This is a genomic window from Spongiactinospora rosea (assembly GCF_003315795.1).
Lineage (GTDB): Bacteria > Actinomycetota > Actinomycetes > Streptosporangiales > Streptosporangiaceae > Spongiactinospora > Spongiactinospora rosea.
Genome location: NZ_QMEY01000004.1, coordinates 480,201 through 505,134 on the forward strand (window position 1 = coordinate 480,201; position 24,934 = coordinate 505,134).

Below are 24,934 nucleotides of genomic sequence, written 5' to 3' on the forward strand. Positions count from 1 at the left end.
CACGAGGGGCCGGCCTCACCCCTGCCTGGGCGGCAGGATCGCGATGTAGAGGTCGGCCCCCTCGGGGTGGTGGACCTCCAGATCGGTGGTGAACGCGCGGGGCGGGGTCGCGCCCGACTCTGTGTGCTTCCACACCCGCTGCCAGCACTCCACCAGCGCCCCCGGCATCTGCCCGCGGGCCTCCAGCTTCAGCGAGGCGGCCTTGGGCACCCGCACCGCGACCATCCCCTCGGGCAGGGCGGCCGCGCTGCGCACGGCAACTCCGACCACCTGGGTGTAGGGGCCGTTGTGGTCGCTTTGGTAGTCGGTGAGGACGGCGTACAGATTCTCGTCGACCTTCCCCGGTACATGCGCGAACGCCCCAGGAGCCCCGGCCCGGGCCCATAGGGCGGGAAGCCGCGCCCGGGTCGGGTCCATCTCGTCGGCATTGGCCGTTCGTACGGCGAAGCCGACGACCAGGACCTCTGGCCGGTCAACGATGTTCACTGCGCCTCCCTCTAACGCCGTGCCATCCACATTGGATCGCGCCGTCAATGTAGCCCCTCCAGGCGCAAATGGATCCTAAGCGGTGATGATCCCTCTCCGCTCACCCGGCTGCCGGACCAGGATTCGGGGAACACCCGAACGTGATGATTCGCCACGTAGAATGGATATACGTGAAGTTCCTGAACGACATGCGGCCGGCATTCGATCTGACCTACAGCGACGTCTTCATGGCGCCGTCCCGCTCATCGGTCGGTTCCCGGCTCGAAGTCGACCTTTCCACCCATGATGGCACCGGCACCACCATCCCCGTCATCGTGGCCAACATGACCGCGGTCGCCGGGCGGCGGATGGCCGAGACCGTGGCCAGGCGCGGCGGGCTCGCGATCATCCCACAGGACATCCCCATCGACGTCGTGGCCGAGGTCGTCGAATGGGTCAAGGCCCGGCACCTGGTCCACGACACGCCCATCACCCTCACCCCGCACGAAACCGTCGGCGAGGCCCTGACCCTGCTGCCCAAGCGGGCGCACGGCGCGGTCATCGTCGTGGACTGGGACAACCGCCCGGTCGGCGTGGTCACCGAGGCCGACTGCCAGGGCGTGGACATGTACACCCAGCTCTCGCAGGTCATGTCGGCCTCGCTGCTGACCCTGCCCGCCGGGCTCGATCCGCGGCGGGCCTTCGAGATGCTGCACGAGGGACGCCACAGGCTCGCCCCCGTCGTGGACGCCGACGGCCGCCTCGTGGGCGTCCTCACCCGCACCGGGGCCCTGCGGGCGACCCTCTACCAGCCCGCCCTGGACGCCTCCGGGCGGCTGCGGATCGGGGCGGCGGTGGGCGTCAACGGCGACGTGACGGCCAAGGCCAAGGAGTTGCTGGAGGCGGGCGTCGACTGCCTGGTGGTGGACACCGCGCACGGGCACCAGGAGAAGATGCTGTCGGCGCTGCGGGCCGTACGGGGGCTCGGGCCGGACGTGCCCGTCGCGGCGGGCAACGTGGTCACCGCCGAGGGCGTACGCGACCTGTGCGACGCCGGGGCCGACATCATCAAGGTCGGCGTGGGCCCGGGGGCGATGTGCACCACACGGATGATGACCGGCGTGGGCCGGCCGCAGTTCTCCGCCGTGCTCGAATGCGCGGCCGAGGCGCGCAGGCTGGGCAGGCACGTCTGGGCGGACGGCGGCGTGCGCCACCCGCGTGACGTGGCGCTCGCCCTGGCGGCGGGCGCGGCGAACGTGATGATCGGCTCATGGTTCGCCGGGACGTACGAGTCGCCGGGAGACGCCCGCACGGACGCCGACGGGCGCAGGTACAAGGAGAACTTCGGAATGGCCTCGGCGCGGGCGGTACGGCTGCGCACGGCCGACGACACGCCGTTCGAGCGGGCCCGCAAGGCGCTGTTCGAGGAGGGCATCTCCACCTCGCGGATGTACCTGGACCCGGCGCGCCCGAGCGTGGAGGACCAGATCGACGCCATCGTGGCCGGGCTGCGCTCGGCGTGCACCTACGCGGGCGCGGTGGACCTGGAGGAGTTCCACCGCCGCGCGGTGATCGGCATCCAGGGGTCGTCCGGGTACACGGAGGGCATGCCGCTACACCAGAGCTGGTAGGAATATCCGGCGGGTGCGGGGTAGGGCGACCCGGGTGGGCACGTCGGCTTCCTGAAAGGCAGACCTACCATGACCGCACCATCCGTCGGCCGGGACACCGTCGCCGTCGACCGGAGGCTCCTGGTCAGTTATGAGCACTACACGTCCGCGCAAAGAACCGTGGACGGCCTCTCGGACGCGGGCTTCCCCGTGGAGCACGTGTCCATCGTCGGTTCGGACCTGCGGCTGGAGGAGATCGTCACCGGCCGGGTCACCAACGCCAAGGCCGCGCTCGCCGGGGCGGGCAGCGGCGTGCTCTTCGGCGCGATCGTCGGGCTGTTCCTCGGTCTGTTCACCAGCACGACCGGCTCCTTCATCGCGCTGGTTTTGTGGGCGGCGCTGTGGGGCGCGATCCTGGGGGCGGCCTTCGGCTTCGTCAACCACGCCTTCCAGCGCGGCAAGCGCGACTTCGCCTCGCGCAACGCGATCGTCGCGGGCCGCTACGACGTGATGGTGGACGCCGCGCACCTCGAACGCGCCCGCGCCATGATGCCGCCGGCCTCCGTCGGCCACCCCGGTGGGCCGGACCACACCGGCCAGGGCGACACCGTCGCCATGGAGACCCCGCCCACCGCGGGGACGTTCGGCCCGGCCGGGACCGGCGGCCAGGAGGGCGGCCCGGTGCCTCCGCCGCGCACCGAGGGGCCGCAGAGCGCCGACCGGCCGCAGTTCCGCCACCCGGACGACGAGGGCACCACGGAGATCGGACAGGAACAGCAGCCGCAGCGGCGTCACTGGTAACCGGTAGGGCACCATTGACGGTGTGTTGCTGATCGATGTGGCGCGGGTGTCCGAAGAGGTGAGCCGGACCTCCTCGCGGCTGGGCAAGATCGGCCATCTGGCCGAACTGCTCGGCCGGGTGCGGAGCGACGAGGCCGAGATCGCCATCGCCTATCTGTACGGCGAGCTGCCACAACGCCAGATCGGCGTGGGCTGGCGCACCCTCCAGGACCTCCCCGCGCCGCGTCAGGTCGCCACCATGACCCTCACCCGCGTCAACGGCCTGTTCGACGAGATCAAGCGGCAGGGCGGGGCCGGGTCGCAGGCGGCGCGCAAGGCGCTGGTGGGCGAGCTGTTCGGCGGGCTGACCCAGCAGGAGCAGGCGTTCCTGGTCCGGCTGCTGAGCGGCGAACTGCGTCAGGGCGCGCTGGAGGGCGCCATGATCGAGGCGGTCGCCAAGGCGTCGGGCGCGCCGTCCGCGGAGGTGCGCAGGGCGCTCACGCTGCGCGGCTGGCTGCCCGCCGTCGGCGCGGCCGCGCTCGCGGGCGGGGTGGAGGCGCTGCGCGGCTTCCACGTGGAGGTGGGCCGCCCGGTGGCGCCAATGCTGGCGCAGAGCGCGCCCAGCATGGCGGCGGCGCTGGCCAAGGTGGGCGAGCCCGCGGCGCTGGAATGGAAGATCGACGGCATTCGCGTCCAGGCGCATCGCGCGGGCGAGACCGTGGCGGCGTTCACGCGCACGCTCGACGACATCACCGCGCAGGTTCCCGAGCTGGTGGAGGCGGTGCGGGCGCTGCCGTACGACGACCTGATCCTGGACGGCGAGGTGATCGCGCTGCGCCCGGACGGGCGGCCGGAGCCGTTCCAGGTCACGGCGTCGCGGGTGGCCAGCCGGGTCGACGTGGCCAAGATGCGCGCCAAGACGCCGCTCAGCGTGTTCTTCTTCGACGCGCTGCGCGTGGCCGGGCGCGACCTGCTCGACCTCACCGACACCGAACGGCACGACGCGCTGCGCGCCGCCGTACCGGAGAATTTGCTCATCCCGCGTCTAACGACCGGGGACGTCCCTGAGGCGGAGGCGTTCTTCGCCGAGGTGGTGCGCCGCGGGCACGAGGGCGTGGTCGTCAAGTCGCCGACGACGCCGTACGCGGCGGGCCGGCGCGGCGCCGGATGGATCAAGGTCAAGCCGCGGCACACGCTCGACCTGGTGGTGCTGGCCGTGGAGTGGGGGCACGGGCGGCGCGAGGGCAAGCTGTCCAACCTGCACCTCGGCGCGCGCGACCCGGAGAGCGGCGGGTTCGTCATGCTCGGCAAGACCTTCAAGGGGCTGACCGACCAGTTGCTGGCCTGGCAGACCGAGCGGTTCCTCGCGCTGGCCGACGGGCCCACGGACGGCTGGACGGTGAGGGTCCGGCCCGAGCAGGTCGTCGAGATCGCCTTCGACGCGGTGCAGACCTCCTCGCGCTACCCGGGCGGGATGGCGCTGCGGTTCGCGCGGGTGCTGCGGTACCGGGAGGACAAGCGGGCGGAGGAGGCCGACACGGTGGAGACCGTGCGCTCGCTGATGTTCTAGCCGCCCCTGGCGGATTTACTTGACCAGGCGCAGGGACAACGGGTAGCGGAACCGGCCGTCGCCGAGCGCCGAGACCCCGCCCATGATGCCCGCCACCAGTCCGCCGATCCACAGCAGCGGCACCAGGACCAGGCCGACGACGGTGATGGACAGCAGGATGGTCGCGCCCAGCAGCGTGATGTGGAAGTTCAGCGCCTCGACGGCCTGCGCGCGGACATAGGGCGAGGTGCGGCCCATGGCCAGCAGCATGATCAGCGGGCCGATCACGGACAGGCCGATGAGCGGCAGGAAGTGCGCCGCGGCGGCGGCCGGGCGGTCATCCGAGGTGCGCGGGTACGGCGGCACGGGGTGGGGATGCCGCGGCGGGTAGGGCATCGGCGGCGGGGGCGGCGGCGCGCCGTACAGGTCGCTCATGACGCCCATGAGGTCGGCGTGGACCTGGGCGTTCATCGCGCGGTCCACCCGCTCGTCGAACTCCTGCTTGTCCAGCCTGCCCTCGGTGTAGGCGGCCTTGACGTGCTCCACCACCTGCTCGCGGTCCTGGTTGCTCACCCGCAGATGCGCTTGCTGCGGCGGCGGACCCTGCCAGTAGGGCGCGGAGGGTGGTGTTCGCGGTGCCATGATCGCAATGCCCTTCTCTCAACGGTGCCGCCTTGTCCGGTACCTCCATCTTGCGTCACCACATGTCCGGACACATCAGTGGGAACCCCGAGCGATCCCCGACTCTGGGGGCGCCGGGCTAGGGGGCGGGGGAGCATGGGCGCGATTTCGGCGGGGTGATCGGGCGGTCACGCGATGTCGCCGGGGCGGATTCGTTAATTGCACGAATCCACTCGGCATGCATATCCGCATCCCCTCGGGCGGGCGTCTATCAAGGCGTATTCGATGTCCTGAACTCCTACAGCGGGGCCCCCGCCCCGCGGTGACCACCGGTTGACCTTGGGCTCGGCGGTAACGCCATGGGCAAAGATTTCCCGGTAAGCGAGGGTGCCGAATTATCCGCCTGAAGCAAGTACACGGGGCCGGAGAAATCCCCTAAGATTCCCGAGACTCAGCGGGAACGCGTCCGGAGAGGTATACAGGGAACATGAGATGGCGGGACCGATACGGGCTGCGCAAGCGCCGCGGTCAACGGCTGGCCAAGTTCGACCGGGAGGCTACGGATGCCGACATCGAAGCGTTGATCGAATTCGCCAAGAGCAGGCGTGGCGTCGAGTTCTACGTCGAGCCTGAGACGTTCGCGACCGACACCACCGCGGTCGCCGTCGCCGACGACGGTGAGTGGACCCGGCGACGGGTGGGCTCCCCCGCCGTCATCCACAAGGTGGCGCGCAACCTGGCCCTGCCGGTCTACGACGTCCAGCTCACCGGCTACCCACCGCGCATGCGCGCCTACAACGAGCGCCGCAAGCAGGCCGAGGGCTGACCCTCCTGCGCCACCCCGGCCACGATGGCCGTGGCCGGGCTTGAAGATCTTTTCCCGGTCACGCCACCGCTTTATATGAACCGCTTTCGTATTAACAGGCCGCCGGTGGCCGGGCGGCCGGGTTTTCCACAGTTGGGGGCTTGGCGAAAATGAGCGGCCGCTCGGGGCGGCAGGCTTTTCCGCATGGCAACCACCCCGCCCCGAATGCTGCTCTCCAGCCCCGTGGACGTGCTCGCCGCCGTCCCCTACCTGATCGGTTTCCACCCGGCCGACAGCCTCGTCGTGCTGGGCCTCACCGGTTCCCGGCCGCACAGTGAGGCCCGGCTGACCCTCCGCTGGGACCTCCCCCTCGCGTCCGACGCGCTCGACCGGTTCGTCCCCATCCTGTTCAAGGAGGACATCACTCACGTCATCGTGCTCGGCTACGGCGCGGGGCCGCTCGTCACCCCCGCCGTCGATCAGGTCCGCTCCCTCGCCCAGGGCTCGGACATCGCGGTGGCCGAGGCGCTACGCGCCGACGGCGGGCGCTACTGGTCCTATACCTGCGCGGCCACCACCTGCTGCCCACCGGAGGGCACCCCCTACGACGTGGCCAGCAGCCAGGTCCCCGCCCTGGCCACCCTGCACGGGATGGTCGCCCTCCCCGACCGCGCGGCGCTGGAAGGCTCGCTGGAGCCGGCCGAGGGAGCGGCGCGCGAGGGCATGCGCGAGGCGACCAAGAGCGCGATCGACGACATGATCGGCAGGTTCCGCACCTGCCGCGACGCCGACGCGTTCGCCCGTGACCTGGTCGCCGAGGGCATCGCCAGGGTCCACACCGCCGTCGAGACCTACACGGCCGGCGGGCGGCTCGACGATGCCGGCGCGGCCAGGCTCGGCATGGTGCTGAGCATCGTGAGAGTCCGTGACGAGGCGTGGACCTCCATGGCCGCCGACGGCCTGCGGGCGCATCTGGCGCTCTGGCACGATCTCGTCCGCCGGGTCGAGCCACGGTTCCTGCCGCCCGTGGCATCACTGCTGGGCATGGCCGCCTGGCACCACGGCGACTGCGCGCTCGCCGACATGGCCCTCAGCCGCGCCCTGGCGGCCGATCCCGGCTATTCGATGGCCGTGCTGCTCACCCACGCGCTGAGCCACATGCTGCCGCCCGACCGGCTCAGCGAGCGGATGCCCCGCCCCGCCGATCTCGACCAGGCCATGGGGCCGCCGCACATGTCCTGGCTCCTTCCCCTGCTCGACCTGATCGACGTTCAGGCGGGCGACTACGCGGCCGAACTGGCGTTCACGACCGCCCCGGAAGAGGCGGCGGCGTCCTCGGATCGCGATCCCCCTGACGCCGCGGCAGTGCCGTCGCCGCCGGACCGAGATGGAGCCGCACCATGATCGCCGCGCCCGCCACCGCGACCGGCATCGCCACCACCGCCCCGACCGGGATGAGGAAGATGAGGAACACGACGACCCCGAAGCCCAGCGCCGCCGCCTTGTTCGCACGCAGCACGCCGAAGCGCTCCTTACGCCGCATGCCCCGCCGCTCCATGGCGAGCGTGGTCAGTTCCACCGTCAAAAAGAACCCCGAGACCGCCGCCCCGAGCACCGGCACCACCGTCTGCCCGATCACCGGCACGAACCCGAGCGCGAACAACGGCACCGTGAACAGCAACGCGAACCAAAGAGTGATCAGGCTGTCCCGGATCGATCGGGGGATCGCCCGCCACCACGGCACGTCGTTGCCCTCCGGCACCTCCCCGTAGGACTCCTCGACCTTCTCCGACAGCTTCTCGTAGAACGGCTCACCGATGATCAGCGTCAGCGCGGTGAAGGTCAGCACGGCGATGGCCAGCCCCATCCCGAAGATCACGATCCCCAGGAGGAAACGCATGGTGTCACGCAGCCCCGGGTTCCACCCATCCGCGAACGGCGTGGCGAAGTCCGCCAGGTCCCCCGCTCGTCCCCCCAGAAAGGTCAGCGCCACCGCGTAGATGACCAGCGTGACCAACGCGGGCAACAGCCCGAACAGCCACCACCGCGGGTGCCGAGCGCACCACCGCATGCCCTCAAAGAAAAACCCAATGCCACCGAAGAACGCCCGCAATACACCCATGCCCGGCAGGCTAACGCCTCCCACCCACCCCCACTCCCCCTCCGGCCCAACCCCACAACACCAAGCCCACGCTCCCCCACCGAACCCCCGAACCCAACGCCCGGCCAGGCACGGCGACGAGGGCCCCCAAGAGCGCTGGAGCAACAGTGGATCTCTCCAACGAAGCCGAGAGCGCATACCGAGACCTACGCAAAGACGACGCCACCCCAGGACCCAGACAACACCAGACCTCGCGAAGCGAAGCCGTGGTGCGTACCGCGACCTGTGGCAATAGAGATGCCACTCACCACGGTCCCCACCAAAACCAGACACACCCCTAATGTCATGGCAACAGCAGATCCTGCAGAACGGAACTGAAAGGCGCACGCCGCAACCTAGCGGAAGGATTCCAACCCCCACCAAAGCCGGACACACTCCAGTGCCCAGACACCAGCAGATCCTGCAGAACGGAGCTGAAGGGTGCATGCTGCGACCTACCGACGGGAGGGTTTCGCCGCACTGAAGGGGGACACATCCCGACGCCCCGGACACGGTGGGTCGCGCAAGACGAAACCCACCATGAGCATCACAACCTACCTGTACGTGATCTCACCCGCCGCCGACGCCCGGCGATGGCCGTTCACTCGCCCACCAGTGCCGACCGTACCCGGCCGGAGAGGGCGGTACGGCACCGGGACGAGACAGGTCACCGATCGACGTGCCAGAGGGCGGGCAGTTCGACGCCCAGTTCGGCGAAGAGGCGACGCAGGAGAGGAAGGGAGATGCCGAGTACGTTGCCGTGGTCCCCGTCGATGCCCTCGATGAACCAACCGCCGAAGCCCTCCAGCGCGAACGCCCCCGCCACGCGCAGCGGCTCCCCAGTCGCCACGTACGCCGCGATCTCGGCATCCGTGGGTGTCCCGAACCGCACCAGGGTGGATCCGAGTTCGGCCGCCTCCCGCCCACCGGCGGCGTCGATCACGCAGTGGCCGGTCAGCAGGTGGCCCTCACTCCCGCGCATCGCCTGCCACCTGGCCGTCGCCTCCTCGGGCGTCGCGGGCTTACCGTACGGCACGCCGTCGATCTCCAGGACCGAGTCACAGCCGATCACCAGCCCGTCGCCGACCCGCTCGGCCACGGCGGCGGCCTTGGCACGGGCAAGCGTGAGCGCGAGGTCCCCAGGCGTGTCGGCGGTCACCGCGTCCTCGTCCACCCCGCTGACGACCACTTTGGGATCAAGGCCCGCAGTACGTAGCAGGGCGAGCCTGGCGGGCGAGGCGGAAGCCAGCACGATCGTCATCAGAAACCTCCGATAATCCCCCGCCATCAGCGGAGAAGGAACCAACGCCCTCACCCTGCGGAGCAGGGCAGAGCCAACCGATTCGCGCATCGAACAAAGACACGATAGTCAGTGGGAGAGAAGATCATGTCACTGCCAGGGCCCATACCCACCCTCGGGATGAACGCCGACATCCCAGTTCCCCCATACTCTCGCCTCCGGGAGCCGATCCCCCGCCAAGCCACACATCTCATGGACGGGAACGTGCCCACTGCCAGCCGGACAGGCGAGAACACCGACCGTCGAAGCCGAACGCGTACATGTCGCCGAGGCTGATCCAGCCGACCCCGTCATCGACCAAGACACGGCGGGAGTGCGTGAAGGCGACGCCCCGCATCTCTGCATACGCTTCGGGGGTGAGCCCTTAGGCTGTCCTGGCTCGGCGGGGCCCCGGCGCCCAGCGCGGTGCTGACCGGCGCGGGCGGGTTCGCCGCCGCCGTGGCGCTGCTGCTGGTGATCGCCTACTTCCTGGACAACAAACGCCCGTAGCGGCCCATCCCCTCACTAGATGATTGATGCCAAGGGGTCTGGCTACGGTCAGTGGTCGTATGCGATCAGGGACCGCTTGATCAGCTGACCGGTTTGGTCGTTATGCCAGATCACGCTGGTCAGCGCGAGGATGCGGGTCAGCACGCGGATGATGACGCCAGCAGGGGTACGACCGCCGTGGCGCTCCAGGTCCAGCTGGCTCTTGAAGGTCTGGTTGATCGACTCGATGGTCTGGCGCAGTGGCTTGAACAGCGCTGCGCCGGCCCGCTCCGGCTCGCCCTGGCGCGCCGGGCGCAGCAGATGCAGCTCACGTTCGGTGAGCTCATTCTCGAAGAGGCGGCCGTAGTAGTGCCGATCAGCGATGATCGTCTGATCCAGATGGGCGGCCAAGACGTCGGGTGCGGCCTCCAGCATGCCGAGCAGTACCTCGCGCTCATCGGCCTTGGCGCCGCTCAGTGCGAACAGCACCGGTAGCCCGCCCAGCGTGCACAGCAGGTGCAACCGCAGCCCCCAGAAATACCGGGAGTGGGAGGCGCAGTAGCCATACTCCGCCCACCCGGCCAGCTCCGAGCGCCGGGCTGTCTCCCGAGAGCGGCCACACTCGACCGGCGTGGAATCGGCCACCCAGACGTCGTCACTCCACAGCGAGGTGTCGGCGGCCAGCATCCGGATCATGTGCCTGACCAGGTCACAGGCGTTACGCAGGCGCCGGTTGTAGTCCGGCTGGCCCGGCAGATACGGGAACATCATGCTCAGCCCGGAGGGGGCGTAGCGCAGCCAGCGGCGCTCGGAGGTGAAGCCCAGCAGCGCCGACAGCACCGCCAAAGTCACCAGTTCGGCATCACTGAGCCTCGGCGCGATACCGACCTTCGGCCGCCACGGAGCCAGTTGCGGCTGGGCCTTCAACACATCATCGATCCGCACGTACAGTGCGGTTGCGAGGGTGTCTAACTCTTTCGTCACACATCGAGCTTGGGCACCCTCGCCCTATCTCCGCAGCTACGCCTTGGCATCAATCATCTAGGTGGCGTGGCCGCCCCAAATTCATGATCAGCTTGTGGGAATATGTATTCCCGTGAGTACGACCGTGCGCTTGTGAACGCCCGGAACGCCTGGTCGCACCGCAGGGACCAATGCCTCAAGGTTTCCGGACAGGCGCGCGGCGGCCACGGTGGAATGGGGGCATGGGTCCTCGATCCCCTCGCGTACCACCGCGTGCGGTCATCGCCTCCGCCGTCGCTGCCCGGGCCCGCCGGGCCGCTCGTGAAACGCCCCCGTCTTCCCCGCCTTCTGCGCCTTCACCGCCTGCCGAACCGCGGCGGGCGGGCCTGGCGGCGATTAGCCGGGGTGGTCCTGGCCCTCGCGGTGATAGCGGGCTGTACGTGGGCGGCCGTGGTGGTGCCGGGGCCGGACTGGGCGCGGTGGGTACTGGCCGGCACCGCGCTGACGGTAGCGGCCGGTTCGGTGCTCGCCGTCTTGATCGGCCCGGCCGCGCGGCGCCTGGCCGGAGAGAACGCCCCGCTGAGCGCCGCCGAGCGCGCGCAGATGACCGCGACCGATCGGATCAAGGCGATCAACGCCGCCCGGCACACGCTGGTCCAGGCCGCCACCGGCCTGGTGGTCATCGGCGGCGTGGTCTTCACCACCCAAGGGCTCTGGTACACCGCCGAATCCCTTAGCACCGCCCGCCAGGCACAGCTCGTCGCCGTGCAGGGCCAGCGCCTGGCCGAACAAGGCCAGATCACCGACCGCTACACCAAGGCCGTCGAACAACTCGGGTCGGCCAAGACCGACGTGCGGCTGGGCGGCATATACGCCCTGCAACGCCTGGCCGCCGACTCCCCCGCGACAAGGACACCCATCCGCCAGGTGCTGGCCGCTTTCGTCCGCGGACACGACACCTGCACCCCACCCCCCGGACAGGAGACGACCTCCCTGCCCAAGCAGTGCACCACCCCTGGCGGCAAGTCCCTCGCCAGCTTGCCGTCTGCCCGGCCGGGAGCCGATGTGCTCGCCGCATTGGCCATCGCCCCCGCCCTGTCCACTCGCCAAGCGGAAGGAAATGCCTGGCGAGCGGACTTCTCCGGCGTGCGGTTCCCCCGCGCGAACCTGAGCGGCACGAACCTGTACGGCGCGAAACTGCGCAACGCGAACCTGTGGGGCGCGGATTTGAGCGGCGCACGCATGAGCTACGCGGACCTGAGCCGCGCGAACCTGGTCGGCGCGAAACTGCACGAGGCGAGAGTGTCCTTCGCCAACCTGAGCGGCGCGAATCTGTTCGACGTGGATTTGAGCGGCGCGTACCTGCACACCGCGGATTTGAGCGGCGCGATGCTGTGGAGCGCGAACCTACGCAACGCGAACCTGCGCAGCGCTGGCCTGCGGGGCGCGGATCTGCGCGACATCAGGGGCGTGACTGCGCAGGAGGTGCGGGAGAAGGCTGTGGTCAATGAGTTCACACGGTTCAGCTGATCGCCGCACGGAGTGCATGGTCATGCATGGGGGCTGCATAACCGGGTGACAAACCATCCCAAACCGGTCATCAGGTGAATGAAGGCTTGAGCCTGTCGGCGTTTCCGCAGATCAGCGCGTTGTCACCACTGGACAGAATGAGCATTCTGTCCGGTTACCCATGAGTTACCAGCAGGATCAATGGGTGAGCCAAACCTACCCTTCTTCACATAACAGCCCTCATCTAATGTTCAGGTAGCCACCCATTGTCCCTATCGGGGCACCGACAGCCTCTGGGCCATTTGGGTCGGTTACGACGCACCGTAAGGAGACTGCTTGAAAAGGCGGATCAAGGCGGCGCTGGTACTTCTGCTGGCCATGCCACTAATGATGCTCCAGCTTAGAGGGGATGCAGGCAGCACGACGCGAGTCATTGCCAATGCCAATTCTCTCTATTGCCCCACTCCGGTGAGTACGGGCACCATCGGGTCGAAGCTGATGCAGCGGTCGTGCGACCCAGATGTTCCATGGGGCTCCTGGAACTTCGACGGCCCGTACACGTACGGGGGCGTCACCTACTACCGCCTTGTGAACTACGCCAACCAGATGTGCATGGCGGTGGACGCCGGGACGTTGAACCCGGGACCGCACATCATCCAGTGGCCCTGCGGGACTTGGGCCGACCATTACTGGCGTTTCGTGCATGTCTCAGGAGAGATCTACCGGATTATCAATCGCAACAGCGGGCAGTGCCTCGCGATCGATTCCGGTTCTACGGCGTGGGGAGCGGCGGTCATCCAGTGGCCCTGCGGATCGTGGCCAGACCACTTCTGGCGAGTGTGGGGAGGAATTCCAGCCGCATAGCGGGGGGATCCGCCGGGGTTACCACGGGTCGGCCCGCTCCACAACCCCCATCACCCGCACCCAGCGCGGCCAAGAGGCGCTGTTCGCCTGGGGTACCGCCGATCCGCCGATGGGCGCCCGCTACCGGCTGGAATGGCGCTTCCGCGCCCACCCCGGCGAGGTGGACGCATCGCCGAGCCTGCGCACCAGCAGCGACCGGATAAAGGCCGCCGGGATCGTCCAGGCCGGAGATGCCATCCTGGCCGCCGTCGCCGAGCCCTTCGACCTGCCCGAGCAGGCTAAGGCGGCGAAAGGAGGGGAGGGTGGCGGCGAGCGCAAGTCCTTCCCGGGCACCCCACCTGGCGACCCCAGAAGCCATGATCAACTTGTGGGAATGACCAGATGGGGTCGGCGGCGAGTGCCTCGTCGGCGGCGGATCGGTAGATAACCCTCCGAACTCCTGGTCAATGGCACCAGAAGGGTAGGAGGAATCGCTGCTTAAGGCACGCTCAGAACGGTGGCTCATCCGCGGCTGGTGCTGCCGACGCCCATGGGTCATAAAATCCGTCGCCGCGAGGGGCGCCAGGCTGTGGTGATGGAACACGAGCGCCGAAGAACGGTGGCGGCAGCTCCTCGGTGTCGAATGCGGCGCTCCACACCTGCCTGAATTCCTCCTTGTGGGTGGGGGTCAGAGGCTCGTACCTGTTGTCCTCGTGCTGCCGCAGATAGTACTGAGCCTGGGGATCCACGTCCGCGAGTGCGCAGCGCGGGGCGTACACCGCCCATACGGTCTCCCATCGTTCCGGGATGATGAGGCCTCGAAGCGTGCGACGGATCGTCTCCTGGCTCGCGGTTCCAGCGAGCCTGTCCGGGCCCTTCGCCTCGGCCGGTTCCTTGGCCTTGTCCGCGATCTGCTTGAGCGGCGGTCGGCCCGCCTGCCTGTACATCCAGCGAAACACACCTCATGTGATGGTGTCCTGGATACTGAACCTTTTTCAACCTCAGGTTCCCAGGTCAAAGGCGGTATGCGAGATGCCGTATCCGCTTGACCAGGCGTCCTGCCGCGGCATCAGGCCCGGCTTGAGCCCGATGGAGACGCCCCTGACCTGGTCCGAGCGACCGGTTGAAAAAGGTTCACTCTCGGCCAGTTCACTAGGGAACGCCGCCCCGGTTAGCGTCCCCTGCCTGGCCCCGATAGCGAAGATGCCGACGAGCCCAGGCTGCGATCTGTCCATGGTCGCCCGGTGGCCGGGCGGTAATCGGGTCATTTCGATGCTTCATTGCGACGGTCGTGGCATCCGGCAACCGGACGGCTCACAAGCTGCCCAGAATTTACTCAAAGTCCAGGCCAGGCGCCCCTATCATTCTTATGAGCCATTTCTGAGACGGCATGCATAACGGGTGACGAACCCTCGCATTCGTCGTAGGCCGGAGCACCAACACCGAACACCCTTGCACGCCGCCGAGATCTCGGCGACGCCGTGTGGCGTGAGTTGCCGCCTGTATCCGCAGGCAGAGCGTGCCGGATCACCCTGGCCATCCCGAGTGGCAATCCAGTCGACATCAACATTGTGATCACGGCGGGCTACCTCAAGGCCGGACATCGGCTTGACGCCCACAGGCCACGAGGCACCGGCAGGAACCGCCGTGGCACCACCGGCGGCGTACCGAGCGAACCGGATCAGGTCCGCGCCGGACATCCCGGACGCGACCACCACCAAGCCGTCACAGCGTCCGAGCATCAGGGGCAGGTGGGCAAGTACCCCGAAGGACGGGTCTGGATTTACCTGCTATGCGCCAGTCAGAGCGGGCCCGAACCACTGGGTGAGGGTTTCTCGCAGCCCTGTCACGTCCCCATCCTCGGCCCCCCAGGCGATGTACCCGTCGGGGCGGACGAGCAGGGCGTGCGGGCCGTCGTCCAGCCCGGCCGGACGTGCGTGGGACACCCGTACGCGGTCCCGCCAGCCCTCGGCCTCGATGGCCGCCTTCCTGTCGCCGGTCAGGTCCAGCAGCAGGCCGTGGCCGTCGGCCAGGAGGTCACCCAGGTTGTCCGTGCCGCCCAGTGCCACCGGGACGAAACGGCCGCCCAGTGGGTGAGAGGAGGTGTGGGGCACCCGCAGGCCGATTCCGGTGAGCATCTCGACGAGATGCCGCTTGGCCTGAGGGCGTTCGATGAGCTCGGCGACGAGGTCGCGCAGGGCGTTGGAGTGCGGGTCGGGGCGCAGCAGGGCGGACTGCGCCTTGGTGTTGCGGAGCACCGTGGCGCCCACCGGGTGGCGTTCGGCGGTGTAGGTGTCGAGCAGTGTCTCGGGGGCGCGCCCGGCGACGACGAGGCCGAGTTTCCAGCCGAGGTTGGCCGCGTCCTGGAGGCCGAGGTTGAGGCCCTGGCCGCCCATCGGGGAGTGCACGTGGGCCGCGTCGCCCGCCAGCAGTACCCGCCCTTGCCGGTACGTCGTGACCTGCCGGGCGTGGTCGGTCACCCGGGTGGCCTTCGACAGGCCGGTCACCTCGACGTCGATCCCGCTGACCCGCCGCAGCGATGCCTCGAACTCCTCCCGCGTGACGGGAGTACGGCGATCGGCCTGCGGTACACCGAACTCGACCGTCACGATCTGTCCCGGAGGCGGTTCGACGAACATCAGCCCGGTGGGCGTCCGGTGGATCCCCGGTGTGAGGGCTGCCGGGTCGGTGAGTTCGGGAGTGGCCAGCAGGGCGAGCATGGCGGCCTCGTCGCCCGGGAAGTCGAACCCGCACGCGCGGCGGACCCGGCTGTGCCCGCCGTCGCAGCCGACCAGGTAGGCCCCCCGCACCTGCTCGCCGTCCGCCAGCGTGGCAACGACCGCGTCGCCATCCTCGCGTACGTCCGTCACCTGCCGTCCCCGGCGGATCTCCGCCCCGAGCGCGAGCGCCCGTTCCTCCAGCACTCGCTCCAGGTGTCCCTGCCAGACCGCCGCCTGAGCGGGGACGTCGGCGAGTCCGTCGTCCTCGTCCAGCAGCGGCAGGAACGCCAGATGCCCCTTGAGCCGCTGGGTGCTCCACTGCTCGGCGAGCGTACGGAGGTCGTCGGGCGCGTCCTCCCCGGGCGGGCCGGAGAAGTCGGCGTACACCGGCCCCTCCGCCGCGCCGGCCCGCCGGAGTACGTCGCCCAGCAGCCCGCGCAGCCGCAGCGTCTGCAGGGTCCGGGCCTGTACGCCGCGATCTCCCTCGTCCTTGTCCGGATCAGGCCGTTCGAGCCGCTCCAGCACGACGACCGACGCTCCGGCCAGCCGCAACTCGGTGGCCAGGAACAGGCCGACCGGCCCGCCGCCGACGACCACGACATCCCACATGGGAACCCCTCCATGAACTTGAATTCAGATTCAGTAAACTTGAATCCAGTTTCAGCACTGAGGTACGGTCGTGTCAAGATGGAGATGATCAATCGACCTCAGCGGCAGTCCCGTTCGCTCGCCACCGAGGCCGCGCTCAAGTCCGCCGCCCGCCGCGTCTTCGCCGCCAAGGGCTACTTCAACACGAAGATCACCGACATCACCACCGAGGCGGGCCGCTCCGCGGGCTCGTTCTACACCTACTTCCCCAACAAGGAAGCCCTGCTGGAGGCGCTGGCCAGAGACTTCCTGGAAGATCTGGAGGCCCGGCAGCAACGCACCGCCGATCGCGCCCCCGAGCTGTCCTATGACCACCTGCGCGCGCACGTGGCCCAGTACTGGCACTCCTATCGCGAGCACCTGCCCGAGATGGTGGCGATCTTCCAGGCGTCGATGGCCGATCAGGCGTTCTTCGCACGCTGGCGAAAGTTGCGCGACGTCGAGTTCGACGAGCTACGCGAGATCACCGCCATCCTCGAACGCCACTCCGTCGGCAATGTCGCCCCGGGCGTCATGGCCTCGGCGGCGCTCTCCACCTTGGAGTTCTTCTGCTACATCTGGCAGGCGGCCGGCGGCGACCCGCCCGGCACCCGCCTGCCCGACGACCAGGCCATCGACACCCTCACCACCCTGCTCCTGCACGGAATGAGGGGCGCACCCCGGTAACCCCAGGACGCCCCAGCGGCGTGTGCCGCCTTAGGCGGCGTGGGCAGAGGAACCCCGCACGATCCGCGACGCCATCACCCCACGGACGCCGTCGCGACACTCGCCGCCGACATCACGATGAGGTAGGGGCCTGCCACCCCCGCTCTCGATCACTAGCGACGGCCTCAGGAGATCGCCTCGTGCAGGCGCCGCGCCTCGTGGATCACCAGGCTTGAGCCCTTGCGCGCCGCCAGCTCCGCCAGTCCCGGGATGTCGTCGCGCGCCCCGGCGAGCACCGCCGCGCGTACGGCGGTCTTGAGCAGTTCGCCCAGTCCCGCCCTGGCCTTCTCGCCGGGGGCGGGCAGCAGCGGCGGCACCGCCTGGGTCAGGGCCGTCCACATCTCGGCGTGCGCCCCGGCCTCCGTGACCTCGGCGAGGACGCCGGTGATCCGGTTGAGTTTGACCTGCCCGCCGCGGACCATGTGGCCCACGGCCCGGCCGAGGTCGGCCGCGGGCAGCTCCCCGTGCGCGGCCAGCGTGAGGATGGTGTCGGTGGCCAGACCCCGCCGGGCGGGGGTCGGATGGTTCATGGCGATGACGATCGTGCTCGCGGTCGCGATGCCCGCCGGGCCGTCGTTGTGCGCCAGAGCGGGCACGGCGCCCACCTCACCGCTCGCCGGAAGGCATTCGAGGAGGTGCGCGGCCAGGGCCTCCCGGTGTGAGGGCATGATGGGCGGCCACCACACCGTGTTCCGGGAGAAGGCGGGATAGCCGGTCTCGGGGGCGAGAGTCCACAGCTCGGCGATCGGGCCGGGCAAGCCCTCGGGTGGTGCGAGGCGGGCGTGCGCCTCCTGCAGCGACTGGTCGTAGTAGGCCGGGCGGTTGAACGCCCCGACCTCCCAGGTCACGGCGGGATCGGGCAGGCCGCCGTCGCGCAGGCAGGCCGCCAGCCGGCGGCCCGCCTCCGACGGCAGTCTCTCCGCCCGCGCGACCAGCGCCGGATCGATCTTGCGCGGCAGCCGCAGCAACGCCTGCAGGAAGTCGTACTCAAGCGGCTCGGCGCCGCCCAGTCGTTCCATGCGCGCGACCAGGGTGGCCGCATCGACGTGCCCGGTGGGCGCGGTCGGCGTGGCCAGCAGTACGGGAACCGTCTCCGCCCGCTCGAAAAGGGAGATGACCTCACGGAAACGCCGCTGGACGAACCGTTGCGGGGCGGGTTCCGAGCTCGGCCAATGGTCGTTCGCCTCCAGCAGCGCGGTCAGCTCGCGGCTGTCCGCAGGAGACACGACGGCCAGCGCGCAACGCGACAGGAGCAAGCGGATGTCCTCGTCGAAGCCGGCGATGCCGTACGCGTAGACGCTCGCCTCGAAGGGATGCCGCCAGTTCGCCCGCCACCAGGTCTGCAATCCCGCCACGACGGCGTCACGGTCCTCGTGGGTCAGCTCGACCAGGCCGGACAGGATGCGCTCGATCCGCGCCGGATCCTCTGGCCAAAGCCGTTCGCCCAGCCCAGCGGCCAGCTCCGGCACGGTCACGATGGGCGGAGGCAGCGCCGGCGGCACCATCGCGGTCGGCGCGGCGGCGGCGACGGGCTCGGGCTCGGCCTCCGCCACCCCACCGAAGGCGGCGGCCAGCCGCTCGCGCAGGTCGGCGGGCAGCCGGGCGGCCGCCTCGCGGATCGCCTCCTTGTCGGGCTCGGCGGTGTGCGGGGCGAGCTTGACCGCGAGGCGTACCGCACGTTCGCGCAGGCTGGGCGTGTCGACGTCGAACATGGGCGCCAGCGCGGCCGCCGCGGCACCACCCCTGGCCGGGGGCGCGCCCGCGATCCACTTCACCGCGGCCGTCATGTTCTTCTTCTCCGGCCGGTACGCCAGCGCCTGGACCGCCTCCGCGAACAGCTCCGTTTCGAGCGCTCCCGCGGACTCCGCGCGGTGCAGCTCATCCAGCGCGAGCTGGACCACGGGCGAGGACGCCGACGGCAGCACACGGACGAAGTCGGTCACCGCGATCTCGGCCGTTTCCGGCTTCAGCTCCCGCCACAGTTCGACGAAGGGAGCGACCTCGGCCGCACCGCCTCCGGTCAGGAACCGGCTCAGGCAGCCGTCGAGCAACACTTGGCGCGGCACGCGGCCCGTCCGGGACAGGGCGACCAGCTCGCCGATGATGGTCAGGCCGTCCTGCCGGCCGGCACCCCAGATCAGCCCCTCCACCACCCCCGCCGCCTGGAACAGGCGCGGCAGCATGTGATCGAGCAACCGATCGTCGGCGAGTAGCGGAGTGCCGCCGTTCCTCCAGTACCGCTCGGCCGTCCGCAGCACCCACCCGGACACGAACGCGTCGTTCTCCGGCGGCTCGACGCCCGTCTCGATCACCAGCGCCGCGGCCAGGTCCCAGGCCCTCAGTGACTCCGCGCGCCACCAGGTGGAACCGGCAGGGGGCTCCCGCAACCGCCGTACCAGGCGGACGGCCAGGTCGCGGCGCCACTCCAGCGGCCGGTCCCCGAGCACGGACATGACCCGTACGGCGTCGGCCTTCGGCTCCACCCAGCTCAGCTCCCGCCGGTTGAGCCAGGCCGCCACCTGCTCCGCCCCGCCCAGACAGGCCGCCCCGGCGAGCCGGTAAAGGGGCGCCAGTTCCCGGATCCGCTGCTCGGCCTCGAAGCCGCCGCTCCTGCGCTCGCTCAGATGGCCGGGCAGGTGCCGCGCCACCGCGCGCCTGCCGTCGCCGTCGAGCCCCTTCAAGAACGCCACGAGGCTCGCGACGGAGCCGGCCTCGATGCGGTCGAGCAGTCCCTGCACTATGTCCACGCGGATGCCCCGATCCAGGAGGTACGTGATCTCTTCTCGATCACGCGCCGCAGCCTATTGATCGACACCGACAATGTCCGCCCGACGCCGATCGGCGCGAACCTACGGCGAGATGGTGATCCGGCCGGTGGCTCAGCAGCAGACGGGCTAGGACGATGCCTCGAAGGCAGGGCGGTCGGGGGCGGGGAGCCATTGGCGGGTGGGGTCGTATGGGGGGAATCGGGATTCGGTGAAGCGGATGAGGGAGCGGAGCAGGGGGTGGTGGTTCTGGTGGTGCCATAGCAGGGAGGTCGGGTAGACCGGGCAGGGGTCGACGAGGGGGATTCGGGCCGTGCGGGGGTGCCAGGGGAGGCGGCAGCGTTCGCCGGTCATGCCGATGCGGGCGCCGGAGACGATCTCGGCGACGTAGTGTTCCCAGCCGAAGTCGGGGCCCGAGGTGTCGATGTGGACGTCGAATTCGGCGCCCAGCAGGCGGTAGTACTCGCCCCATTCGCTGCCCGGGGCGTTGCCGGGCATCCAGACCGTTACGCCGGACAGGCGTTCCATGGGCACCTCCCGCTCGGCGGCGAGCGGGTGGTCCATGCCGACGATCAGGCAGTTGGGCTCCAGGAAGGCGGGGGTGGAGCGCAGGCCGTCTGCAAGGGGGCCGGTGGTGCGGGCGAAGGCGGCGTCGATGGTGCCCTGGGTGAGGGAGGCGGGGGCCGAGCGGAGGCCGTTGGAGGTGATGACCTCGATGTCCGTGCCCTCGATGGTCTGATGGAAGTCGCGGACCAGGTCGAGGGAGGCGAGCCGGGTGTCCAGTACGTCCACGCGGAGGCGGCGGCTGCGGTCGCGCAGCGCCTGGAGGGCCTGGTCGGCGATGCTCGTCAGGGCGCGGGCGTGCGGGAGGAAGGCGCGGCCGTCCGCGGTGAGGCCGGCTCCGCTGCGGGAGCGCAGGAAGAGGCGTACGCCGAGGTCGGCCTCCAGCCTGGCGATCCGCTTGGAGATCGCCTGCTGGGTGATCCCCAGCCGGGCCGCGGCCTCGCTGAAGTAGTGGTCCTCGGTGACGGCGACGAAGGCGCGTACCGCCGCGAGATCGAGGTCGGCGCCCTCTTGCACAACCGTCTGTTGTGCTTTCGCGGCGTGTCGGTTGTTGGACAATGCCGCCTGCTCTCGGGTCGAATGCTCGGGTCGCGGACGAGCCTACAACCAGCGGGAGTGGTCGCCGATGGGGTCCTTCGTGCATCTGCACGTGCACACCGAGTACAGCATGCTCGACGGCGCCGCCAAGGTCGGCCTGCTGATGGACGAGGTCTCCCGGCAGCGGATGCCCGCCGTGGCGATGAGCGATCACGGCAACCTGCACGGCGCGTACGAGTTCTACCATGCCGCCCGCAGGGCCGGTGTCAAGCCGATCATCGGCATCGAGGCGTACGTCGCCCCGGCCTCGCGCCGCCACCGCGGGCCGGTGTTCTACAGCGACAACCTCGCGCTGCGCCGCTCCAACGACGACACCGGCGAGGGCGGTGACGTCTCCGGGCGCGGCCTGTACACGCACATGACGATGTGGGCGGCCGACGCGGACGGGCTGCGCAACCTGTTCCGGCTCCAGTCCCGCGCCTGGCTGGAAGGGCATGTCCAGAAATATCCGCGCATGGATGATGAACTGCTCGCCGAACACGGCCAAGGCATCATCGCCACCACCGGCTGCCCCTCCGGCGAGGTGCAGACCCGGCTGCGCCTCGGCCAGTACGACGAGGCCCGCGAGGCCGCCGCCCGCCACCGCGACCTGTTCGGCCCGGGCAACTACTTCCTGGAACTGATGGACCACGGCCTCGCCATCGAACGCCGGGTCCGCGACGACCTCCTGAGGCTCGGCCGCGACCTCGCCCTGCCCCCGCTGGCCACCAACGACTCCCACTACGTGACCGAGGCCCAGGTCGAGGCGCACGACGCGCTGCTGTGCATCGGCACCGGCAAGCGGCTCGCCGACGCCGACCGCTTCCGGTTCGGCGGCAGCGGCTACCACGTCAAGACCGCCGCCGAGATGCGCGACCTGTGGGACGCCGAGGTCCCCAGAGCCTGCGACAACACCCTGCTGATCGCCGAGCGGATCGGCGACTACGGCGAGGTGTTCGCCCACCGCGACCTCACCCCGCGCTTCCCGGTGTCCGAGGGCGAGACCGAGTCGAGCCGGCTGCGCGCGGAGACCCTGGAGGGCGCGCGCCGCCGCTACCGCGGCGACCCGCCCCGGGAAGTGCTCGACCGCATCGACTACGAGCTGTCCGTGATCGACGCCATGGGCTTTCCCGGCTACTTCCTGGTGGTCGCCGACATCTGCCGGTACGCCAGGGAGCACGGCATCGGCCTCGGCCCCGGCCGCGGTTCGGCCACCGGCTCGATGGTCGCCTACTGCACGGGCATCACCCAGCTCGACCCGATCGAGCACAAGCTGATCTTCGAGCGCTTCCTCAACCCCGAGCGGGTCACCATGCCCGACGTCGACCTCGACTTCGACGACCGGCGGCGGGACGAGATGATCGACTACGTGACCCGGAAGTACGGCGAGGACCGGGTCTGCCAGATCGTCACCTTCGGCACGATCAAGGCCAAGGCCGCGATCAAGGACTCCTGCCGGGTGCTGGGCCTGCCGTACGCGCTGGGCGACCGGATCACCAAGGCGTTCCCCGCGGCCGTCGGCGGCAAGGAGATCCCGCTCGCGGCCATCCACGACGAGCGCCACCCCCGGCACGGGGAGGCCACCGAGCTGCGCGCCATGTACGAGCAGGACCCCGACGTCCGGCGGGTGGTCGACACCGCGACCGGCGTGGAGGGCCTGACCAGGGGCACCGGCATCCACGCCGCGGGGGTGATCCTGTCCAGCGAGCCGCTGATCGACGTTCTCCCGCTGGCCAGGCCGAAGGCCGACGGGCCGGTCATCACCGGCTTCCCGTTCACCCAGGCCGAGGACATGGGCCTGCTCAAGATGGACTTCCTCGGCCTGCGCAATCTCACCGTCATCGGCGACGCCATCGCGAACGTCCGCGCCAACAAGGGGATCGACATCGACATCCTGGACATCCCGCTGGACGACGCCACGACGTACGAGATGCTGGCGCGCGGCGACACGCTCGGGGTCTTCCAGTTGGACAGCGGCGGCATGCGCGTGCTGCTGCGGCTGATGCAGCCCACCACGTTCACCGACATCGCCGCGGTGAACGCGCTCTACCGGCCGGGGCCGATGGAGATGAACGCCCACACCAACTACGCGCTGCGCAAGACCGGCAAGCAGCCGATCGAGCCGATCCACCCCGAACTCGCCGACGCGCTGGAACCCATCCTGGGCGACACCTACCACCTGGTCGTGTTCCAGGAGCAGGTGATGGCCATCGCCCAGCAACTGGCCGGGTACTCCCTCGGCGCCGCCGACATGCTGCGCCGGGCGATGGGCAAGAAGAAGAAAGAGGTCCTGGACGCCGAATGGGACAGGTTCGCCGCGGGAATGCGCGACCGCGGCTTCGCAGGCGAGGCGATCAAGGCCGTCTGGGACGTCCTGGTGCCGTTCAGCGGCTACGGCTTCAACAAGTCGCACACCGCCGGATACGGCCTGGTCTCCTACTGGACGGCCTACCTGAAGGCCAACCACCCGCCGGAGTACCTGGCCGCGCTGCTCACCTCCGTCGGCGACGACAAGGACAAGATGGCCGTCTACCTGTCGGACTGCCGGCGGCTGGGCATCCGGGTGCTGCCCCCCGACATCAACGCGAGCCGGCTGGACTTCGCCGCGGTCGGCTCCGACGTGCGGTTCGGGCTGGGCGCGGTGCGCAACGTCGGCGCCAACGTGGTGGAGGCGATCGTCGCGACCCGCGAGGCCAAGGGCCCCTACACCGACTTCGACGACTTCCTGGCCAAGGTCCCGCCGGTGGTCTGCAACAAGCGGGTGATCGAGTCGCTGGCCAAGGCGGGCGCGTTCGACGGCCTCGGCCATGACCGGGCGGCGCTGGTCGCGGTGCACGAGCAGGCCATCGACGCGGTCATCGACGTCAAGCGCAACGAGGCCCACGGCCAGGACTCGCTGTTCGGCGAACCCGGTCAGGGCGACGCCGCCTTCTCGGTCGCCGTTCCCAAGGGCGAGTGGGACCGCGCCGACCTGCTCGCCTACGAGCGCGAGATGCTGGGCCTGTACGTCTCCGCCCACCCGCTGGACGGCGCGGAACGCGTCCTGGCCGCCAACCGCGACACCACGATCGCCGACCTGCTGGCCTCCGGGCGGCAGGAGGGCGCCGTCCGGGTCAGCGGCATCGTCTCCGGCCTGCAGCGCAAGGTCACCAAGCAGGGCAGCCCGTGGGCGATCGTCACGCTTGAGGACCACGACGCCGCCGTGGAGTGCCTGGTCTTCCCCAAGACCTACACGCTGTACGGCGAGACCCTGGCCGAGGACCGAGTGATCAGTGTGCGCGGCCGGATCAACGTGCGCGACGAGACGCTGAGCGTGTACGGCGAGGAGATCGCCACGCTGGACGTCGACGCCACCGCCGAGCCGCCCGTGGTGATCGTCCTGCAGGAGAGCCATGTGACCGGCCGGCTGGTGCGGGAGTTCAAAAACATCCTGAACGCCCATCCCGGCCCGTCCCCGGTGCACGTACGGCTGCTCCGGCAGGGGGCCCGGCCCCTGCTGCTGCGCCTGGAACCCTTCCAGGTCGCCCCGCGGCCCGCCTTCTACGGTGACATCAAGGCGCTGCTGGGCGCGGGCTCGATCGGCGGCGCATGAGCACGCACGGGAAGTGCCCCCGCTGCCGCGCGGGCGACGTGCTCGCCGTACTCCGCCTCCCGCACACCTGGACCAACACCTCGGGAAACCCGGTCCGGGGGCTCAGCGAGGTGCTGCTGTGCACCCGGTGCGACGCCGCCGACCCGCTGGTCACGTACCTCGCCGTCCACCCGTCGCCCTGCCACCAGGACGCGACCACCCTGGCGCGGCTGCTGCGCCACTGGATCGGCCGCGCCCGCCCGCCCCGGCCCGACCCGCTCGCGGTCGAGGCCGAGTCCGCCGCCTGGCACCGCGGCGACCTGTGACCCCCG

20 protein-coding genes are annotated in these 24,934 nt (G+C 69.8%); 11 read left to right on the forward strand and 9 right to left on the reverse strand.

Annotated elements, in window-relative coordinates:
* Positions 1–15: 15 nt before the first annotated feature.
* Positions 16–486 (reverse strand): GyrI-like domain-containing protein, encoded by a 471-nt coding sequence (locus DP939_RS14020; RefSeq protein ID WP_113981089.1) that lies wholly within the window; start codon positions 484–486, stop codon positions 16–18.
* Between the two features lie 170 nt (positions 487–656).
* Between DP939_RS14020 and DP939_RS14025 the strand changes: the two genes are divergently transcribed.
* The 3 genes from DP939_RS14025 to DP939_RS14035 all read left to right on the forward strand — a co-directional run bounded on the left by DP939_RS14025 (position 657) and on the right by DP939_RS14035 (position 4,425).
* Entirely contained in the window at positions 657–2,096 is a 1,440-nt protein-coding gene (locus DP939_RS14025; RefSeq protein ID WP_113981090.1) for a GuaB1 family IMP dehydrogenase-related protein, read from the forward strand.
* 69 nt (positions 2,097–2,165) lie between these two features.
* The gene (locus DP939_RS46955; protein WP_199565147.1) at positions 2,166–2,876 is read left to right on the forward strand and encodes a general stress protein; all 711 of its coding nucleotides are present in this window, start codon (positions 2,166–2,168) and stop codon (positions 2,874–2,876) included.
* Positions 2,877–2,898: 22 nt separating this feature from the next.
* Positions 2,899–4,425: an ATP-dependent DNA ligase gene (locus tag DP939_RS14035; protein WP_113981091.1), complete on the forward strand. Its 1,527-nt coding sequence runs from the start codon at positions 2,899–2,901 to the stop codon at positions 4,423–4,425.
* A 15-nt stretch (positions 4,426–4,440) separates the two neighbouring features.
* On the opposite strand, the gene DP939_RS14040 is transcribed toward DP939_RS14035, so the two are convergent.
* The gene (locus DP939_RS14040; RefSeq protein WP_263972313.1) at positions 4,441–4,977 is read right to left on the reverse strand and encodes a DUF1707 and DUF4870 domain-containing protein; all 537 of its coding nucleotides are present in this window, start codon (positions 4,975–4,977) and stop codon (positions 4,441–4,443) included.
* Between the two features lie 535 nt (positions 4,978–5,512).
* Between DP939_RS14040 and DP939_RS14045 the strand changes: the two genes are divergently transcribed.
* Positions 5,513–5,851, forward strand: coding sequence for a hypothetical protein (locus DP939_RS14045; protein ID WP_111172243.1), 339 nt, complete (start codon positions 5,513–5,515; stop codon positions 5,849–5,851).
* A gap of 183 nt (positions 5,852–6,034) precedes the next feature.
* Entirely contained in the window at positions 6,035–7,234 is a 1,200-nt protein-coding gene (locus tag DP939_RS14050) for a DUF4192 domain-containing protein (RefSeq protein ID WP_113981093.1), read from the forward strand.
* Here DP939_RS14050 and DP939_RS14055 read toward each other — a convergent pair.
* From DP939_RS14055 to DP939_RS14065, 3 genes are all read right to left on the reverse strand, one after another.
* On the reverse strand, positions 7,134–7,901 hold the full coding sequence (locus tag DP939_RS14055) for an EI24 domain-containing protein (RefSeq protein ID WP_263972314.1): 768 nt from the start codon (positions 7,899–7,901) through the stop codon (positions 7,134–7,136). The genes DP939_RS14050 and DP939_RS14055 overlap by 101 nt on opposite strands.
* 736 nt (positions 7,902–8,637) lie before the next feature.
* On the reverse strand, positions 8,638–9,231 hold the full coding sequence (locus DP939_RS14060; RefSeq protein WP_199565148.1) for a Maf family protein: 594 nt from the start codon (positions 9,229–9,231) through the stop codon (positions 8,638–8,640).
* Between the two features lie 576 nt (positions 9,232–9,807).
* Positions 9,808–10,722 (reverse strand): IS982 family transposase, encoded by a 915-nt coding sequence (locus tag DP939_RS14065; RefSeq protein ID WP_113981096.1) that lies wholly within the window; start codon positions 10,720–10,722, stop codon positions 9,808–9,810.
* Positions 10,723–10,974: 252 nt separating this feature from the next.
* Here DP939_RS14065 and DP939_RS14070 point away from each other — a divergent pair, with 252 nt between their 5' ends.
* The 3 genes from DP939_RS14070 (at position 10,975) to DP939_RS45420 (ending at position 13,501) form a co-directional block, all read left to right on the forward strand.
* On the forward strand, positions 10,975–12,231 hold the full coding sequence (locus DP939_RS14070) for a pentapeptide repeat-containing protein (RefSeq protein ID WP_158578564.1): 1,257 nt from the start codon (positions 10,975–10,977) through the stop codon (positions 12,229–12,231).
* 315 nt (positions 12,232–12,546) lie between these two features.
* Entirely contained in the window at positions 12,547–13,074 is a 528-nt protein-coding gene (locus DP939_RS14075) for an RICIN domain-containing protein (protein ID WP_147267984.1), read from the forward strand.
* Positions 13,075–13,183: 109 nt separating this feature from the next.
* Positions 13,184–13,501: a hypothetical protein gene (locus DP939_RS45420; RefSeq protein WP_147267985.1), complete on the forward strand. Its 318-nt coding sequence runs from the start codon at positions 13,184–13,186 to the stop codon at positions 13,499–13,501.
* A 61-nt stretch (positions 13,502–13,562) separates the two neighbouring features.
* On the opposite strand, the gene DP939_RS14080 is transcribed toward DP939_RS45420, so the two are convergent.
* Both DP939_RS14080 and DP939_RS14090 read right to left on the reverse strand, forming a co-directional pair.
* Positions 13,563–14,000, reverse strand: a complete 438-nt coding sequence (locus DP939_RS14080) for a hypothetical protein (RefSeq protein ID WP_147267986.1) — start codon at positions 13,998–14,000, stop codon at positions 13,563–13,565.
* An 843-nt stretch (positions 14,001–14,843) separates the two neighbouring features.
* Positions 14,844–16,382, reverse strand: coding sequence for an FAD-dependent monooxygenase (locus DP939_RS14090; RefSeq protein ID WP_113981101.1), 1,539 nt, complete (start codon positions 16,380–16,382; stop codon positions 14,844–14,846).
* 84 nt (positions 16,383–16,466) lie between these two features.
* Between DP939_RS14090 and DP939_RS14095 the strand changes: the two genes are divergently transcribed.
* Complete coding sequence (locus tag DP939_RS14095) at positions 16,467–17,087, forward strand: TetR/AcrR family transcriptional regulator (protein ID WP_158578565.1); 621 nt, start codon at positions 16,467–16,469, stop codon at positions 17,085–17,087.
* 164 nt (positions 17,088–17,251) lie between these two features.
* On the opposite strand, the gene DP939_RS14100 is transcribed toward DP939_RS14095, so the two are convergent.
* A complete protein-coding gene (locus DP939_RS14100) occupies positions 17,252–19,873 on the reverse strand; it encodes a DUF6493 family protein (RefSeq protein ID WP_147267987.1) in 2,622 nt (873 codons plus the stop codon).
* 147 nt (positions 19,874–20,020) lie between these two features.
* Entirely contained in the window at positions 20,021–20,971 is a 951-nt protein-coding gene (locus DP939_RS14105; RefSeq protein ID WP_113981104.1) for a LysR family transcriptional regulator, read from the reverse strand.
* Between the two features lie 109 nt (positions 20,972–21,080).
* On the opposite strand from DP939_RS14105, the gene dnaE reads away from it, so the two are divergent.
* Positions 21,081–24,623, forward strand: coding sequence for a DNA polymerase III subunit alpha (gene dnaE / locus DP939_RS14110; RefSeq protein ID WP_113981105.1), 3,543 nt, complete (start codon positions 21,081–21,083; stop codon positions 24,621–24,623).
* Positions 24,620–24,928, forward strand: a complete 309-nt coding sequence (locus DP939_RS14115) for a DUF6300 family protein (RefSeq protein WP_113981106.1) — start codon at positions 24,620–24,622, stop codon at positions 24,926–24,928. The genes dnaE and DP939_RS14115 overlap by 4 nt, the downstream gene beginning before the upstream one ends.
* Positions 24,929–24,934: the final 6 nt, after the last annotated feature.

Excerpts from the sequence above, each read along its gene's own strand:
- DP939_RS14090 (WP_113981101.1), bottom strand. The coding sequence starts at position 16,382 with ATGTGGGATGTCGTGGTCGTCGGCGGCGGGCCGGTCGGCCTGTTCCTG.
- DP939_RS14045 (WP_111172243.1), top strand. The coding sequence starts at position 5,513 with ATGAGATGGCGGGACCGATACGGGCTGCGCAAGCGCCGCGGTCAACGG.
- DP939_RS46955 (WP_199565147.1), top strand. The coding sequence starts at position 2,166 with ATGACCGCACCATCCGTCGGCCGGGACACCGTCGCCGTCGACCGGAGG.
- DP939_RS14115 (WP_113981106.1), top strand. The coding sequence starts at position 24,620 with ATGAGCACGCACGGGAAGTGCCCCCGCTGCCGCGCGGGCGACGTGCTC.
- DP939_RS14050 (WP_113981093.1), top strand. The coding sequence starts at position 6,035 with ATGGCAACCACCCCGCCCCGAATGCTGCTCTCCAGCCCCGTGGACGTG.
- dnaE (WP_113981105.1), top strand. The coding sequence starts at position 21,081 with ATGGGGTCCTTCGTGCATCTGCACGTGCACACCGAGTACAGCATGCTC.
- DP939_RS45420 (WP_147267985.1), top strand. The coding sequence starts at position 13,184 with ATGGGCGCCCGCTACCGGCTGGAATGGCGCTTCCGCGCCCACCCCGGC.
- DP939_RS14060 (WP_199565148.1), bottom strand. The coding sequence starts at position 9,231 with ATGACGATCGTGCTGGCTTCCGCCTCGCCCGCCAGGCTCGCCCTGCTA.
- DP939_RS14080 (WP_147267986.1), bottom strand. The coding sequence starts at position 14,000 with ATGTACAGGCAGGCGGGCCGACCGCCGCTCAAGCAGATCGCGGACAAG.
- DP939_RS14095 (WP_158578565.1), top strand. The coding sequence starts at position 16,467 with ATGATCAATCGACCTCAGCGGCAGTCCCGTTCGCTCGCCACCGAGGCC.
- DP939_RS14055 (WP_263972314.1), bottom strand. The coding sequence starts at position 7,901 with ATGCGGTGGTGCGCTCGGCACCCGCGGTGGTGGCTGTTCGGGCTGTTG.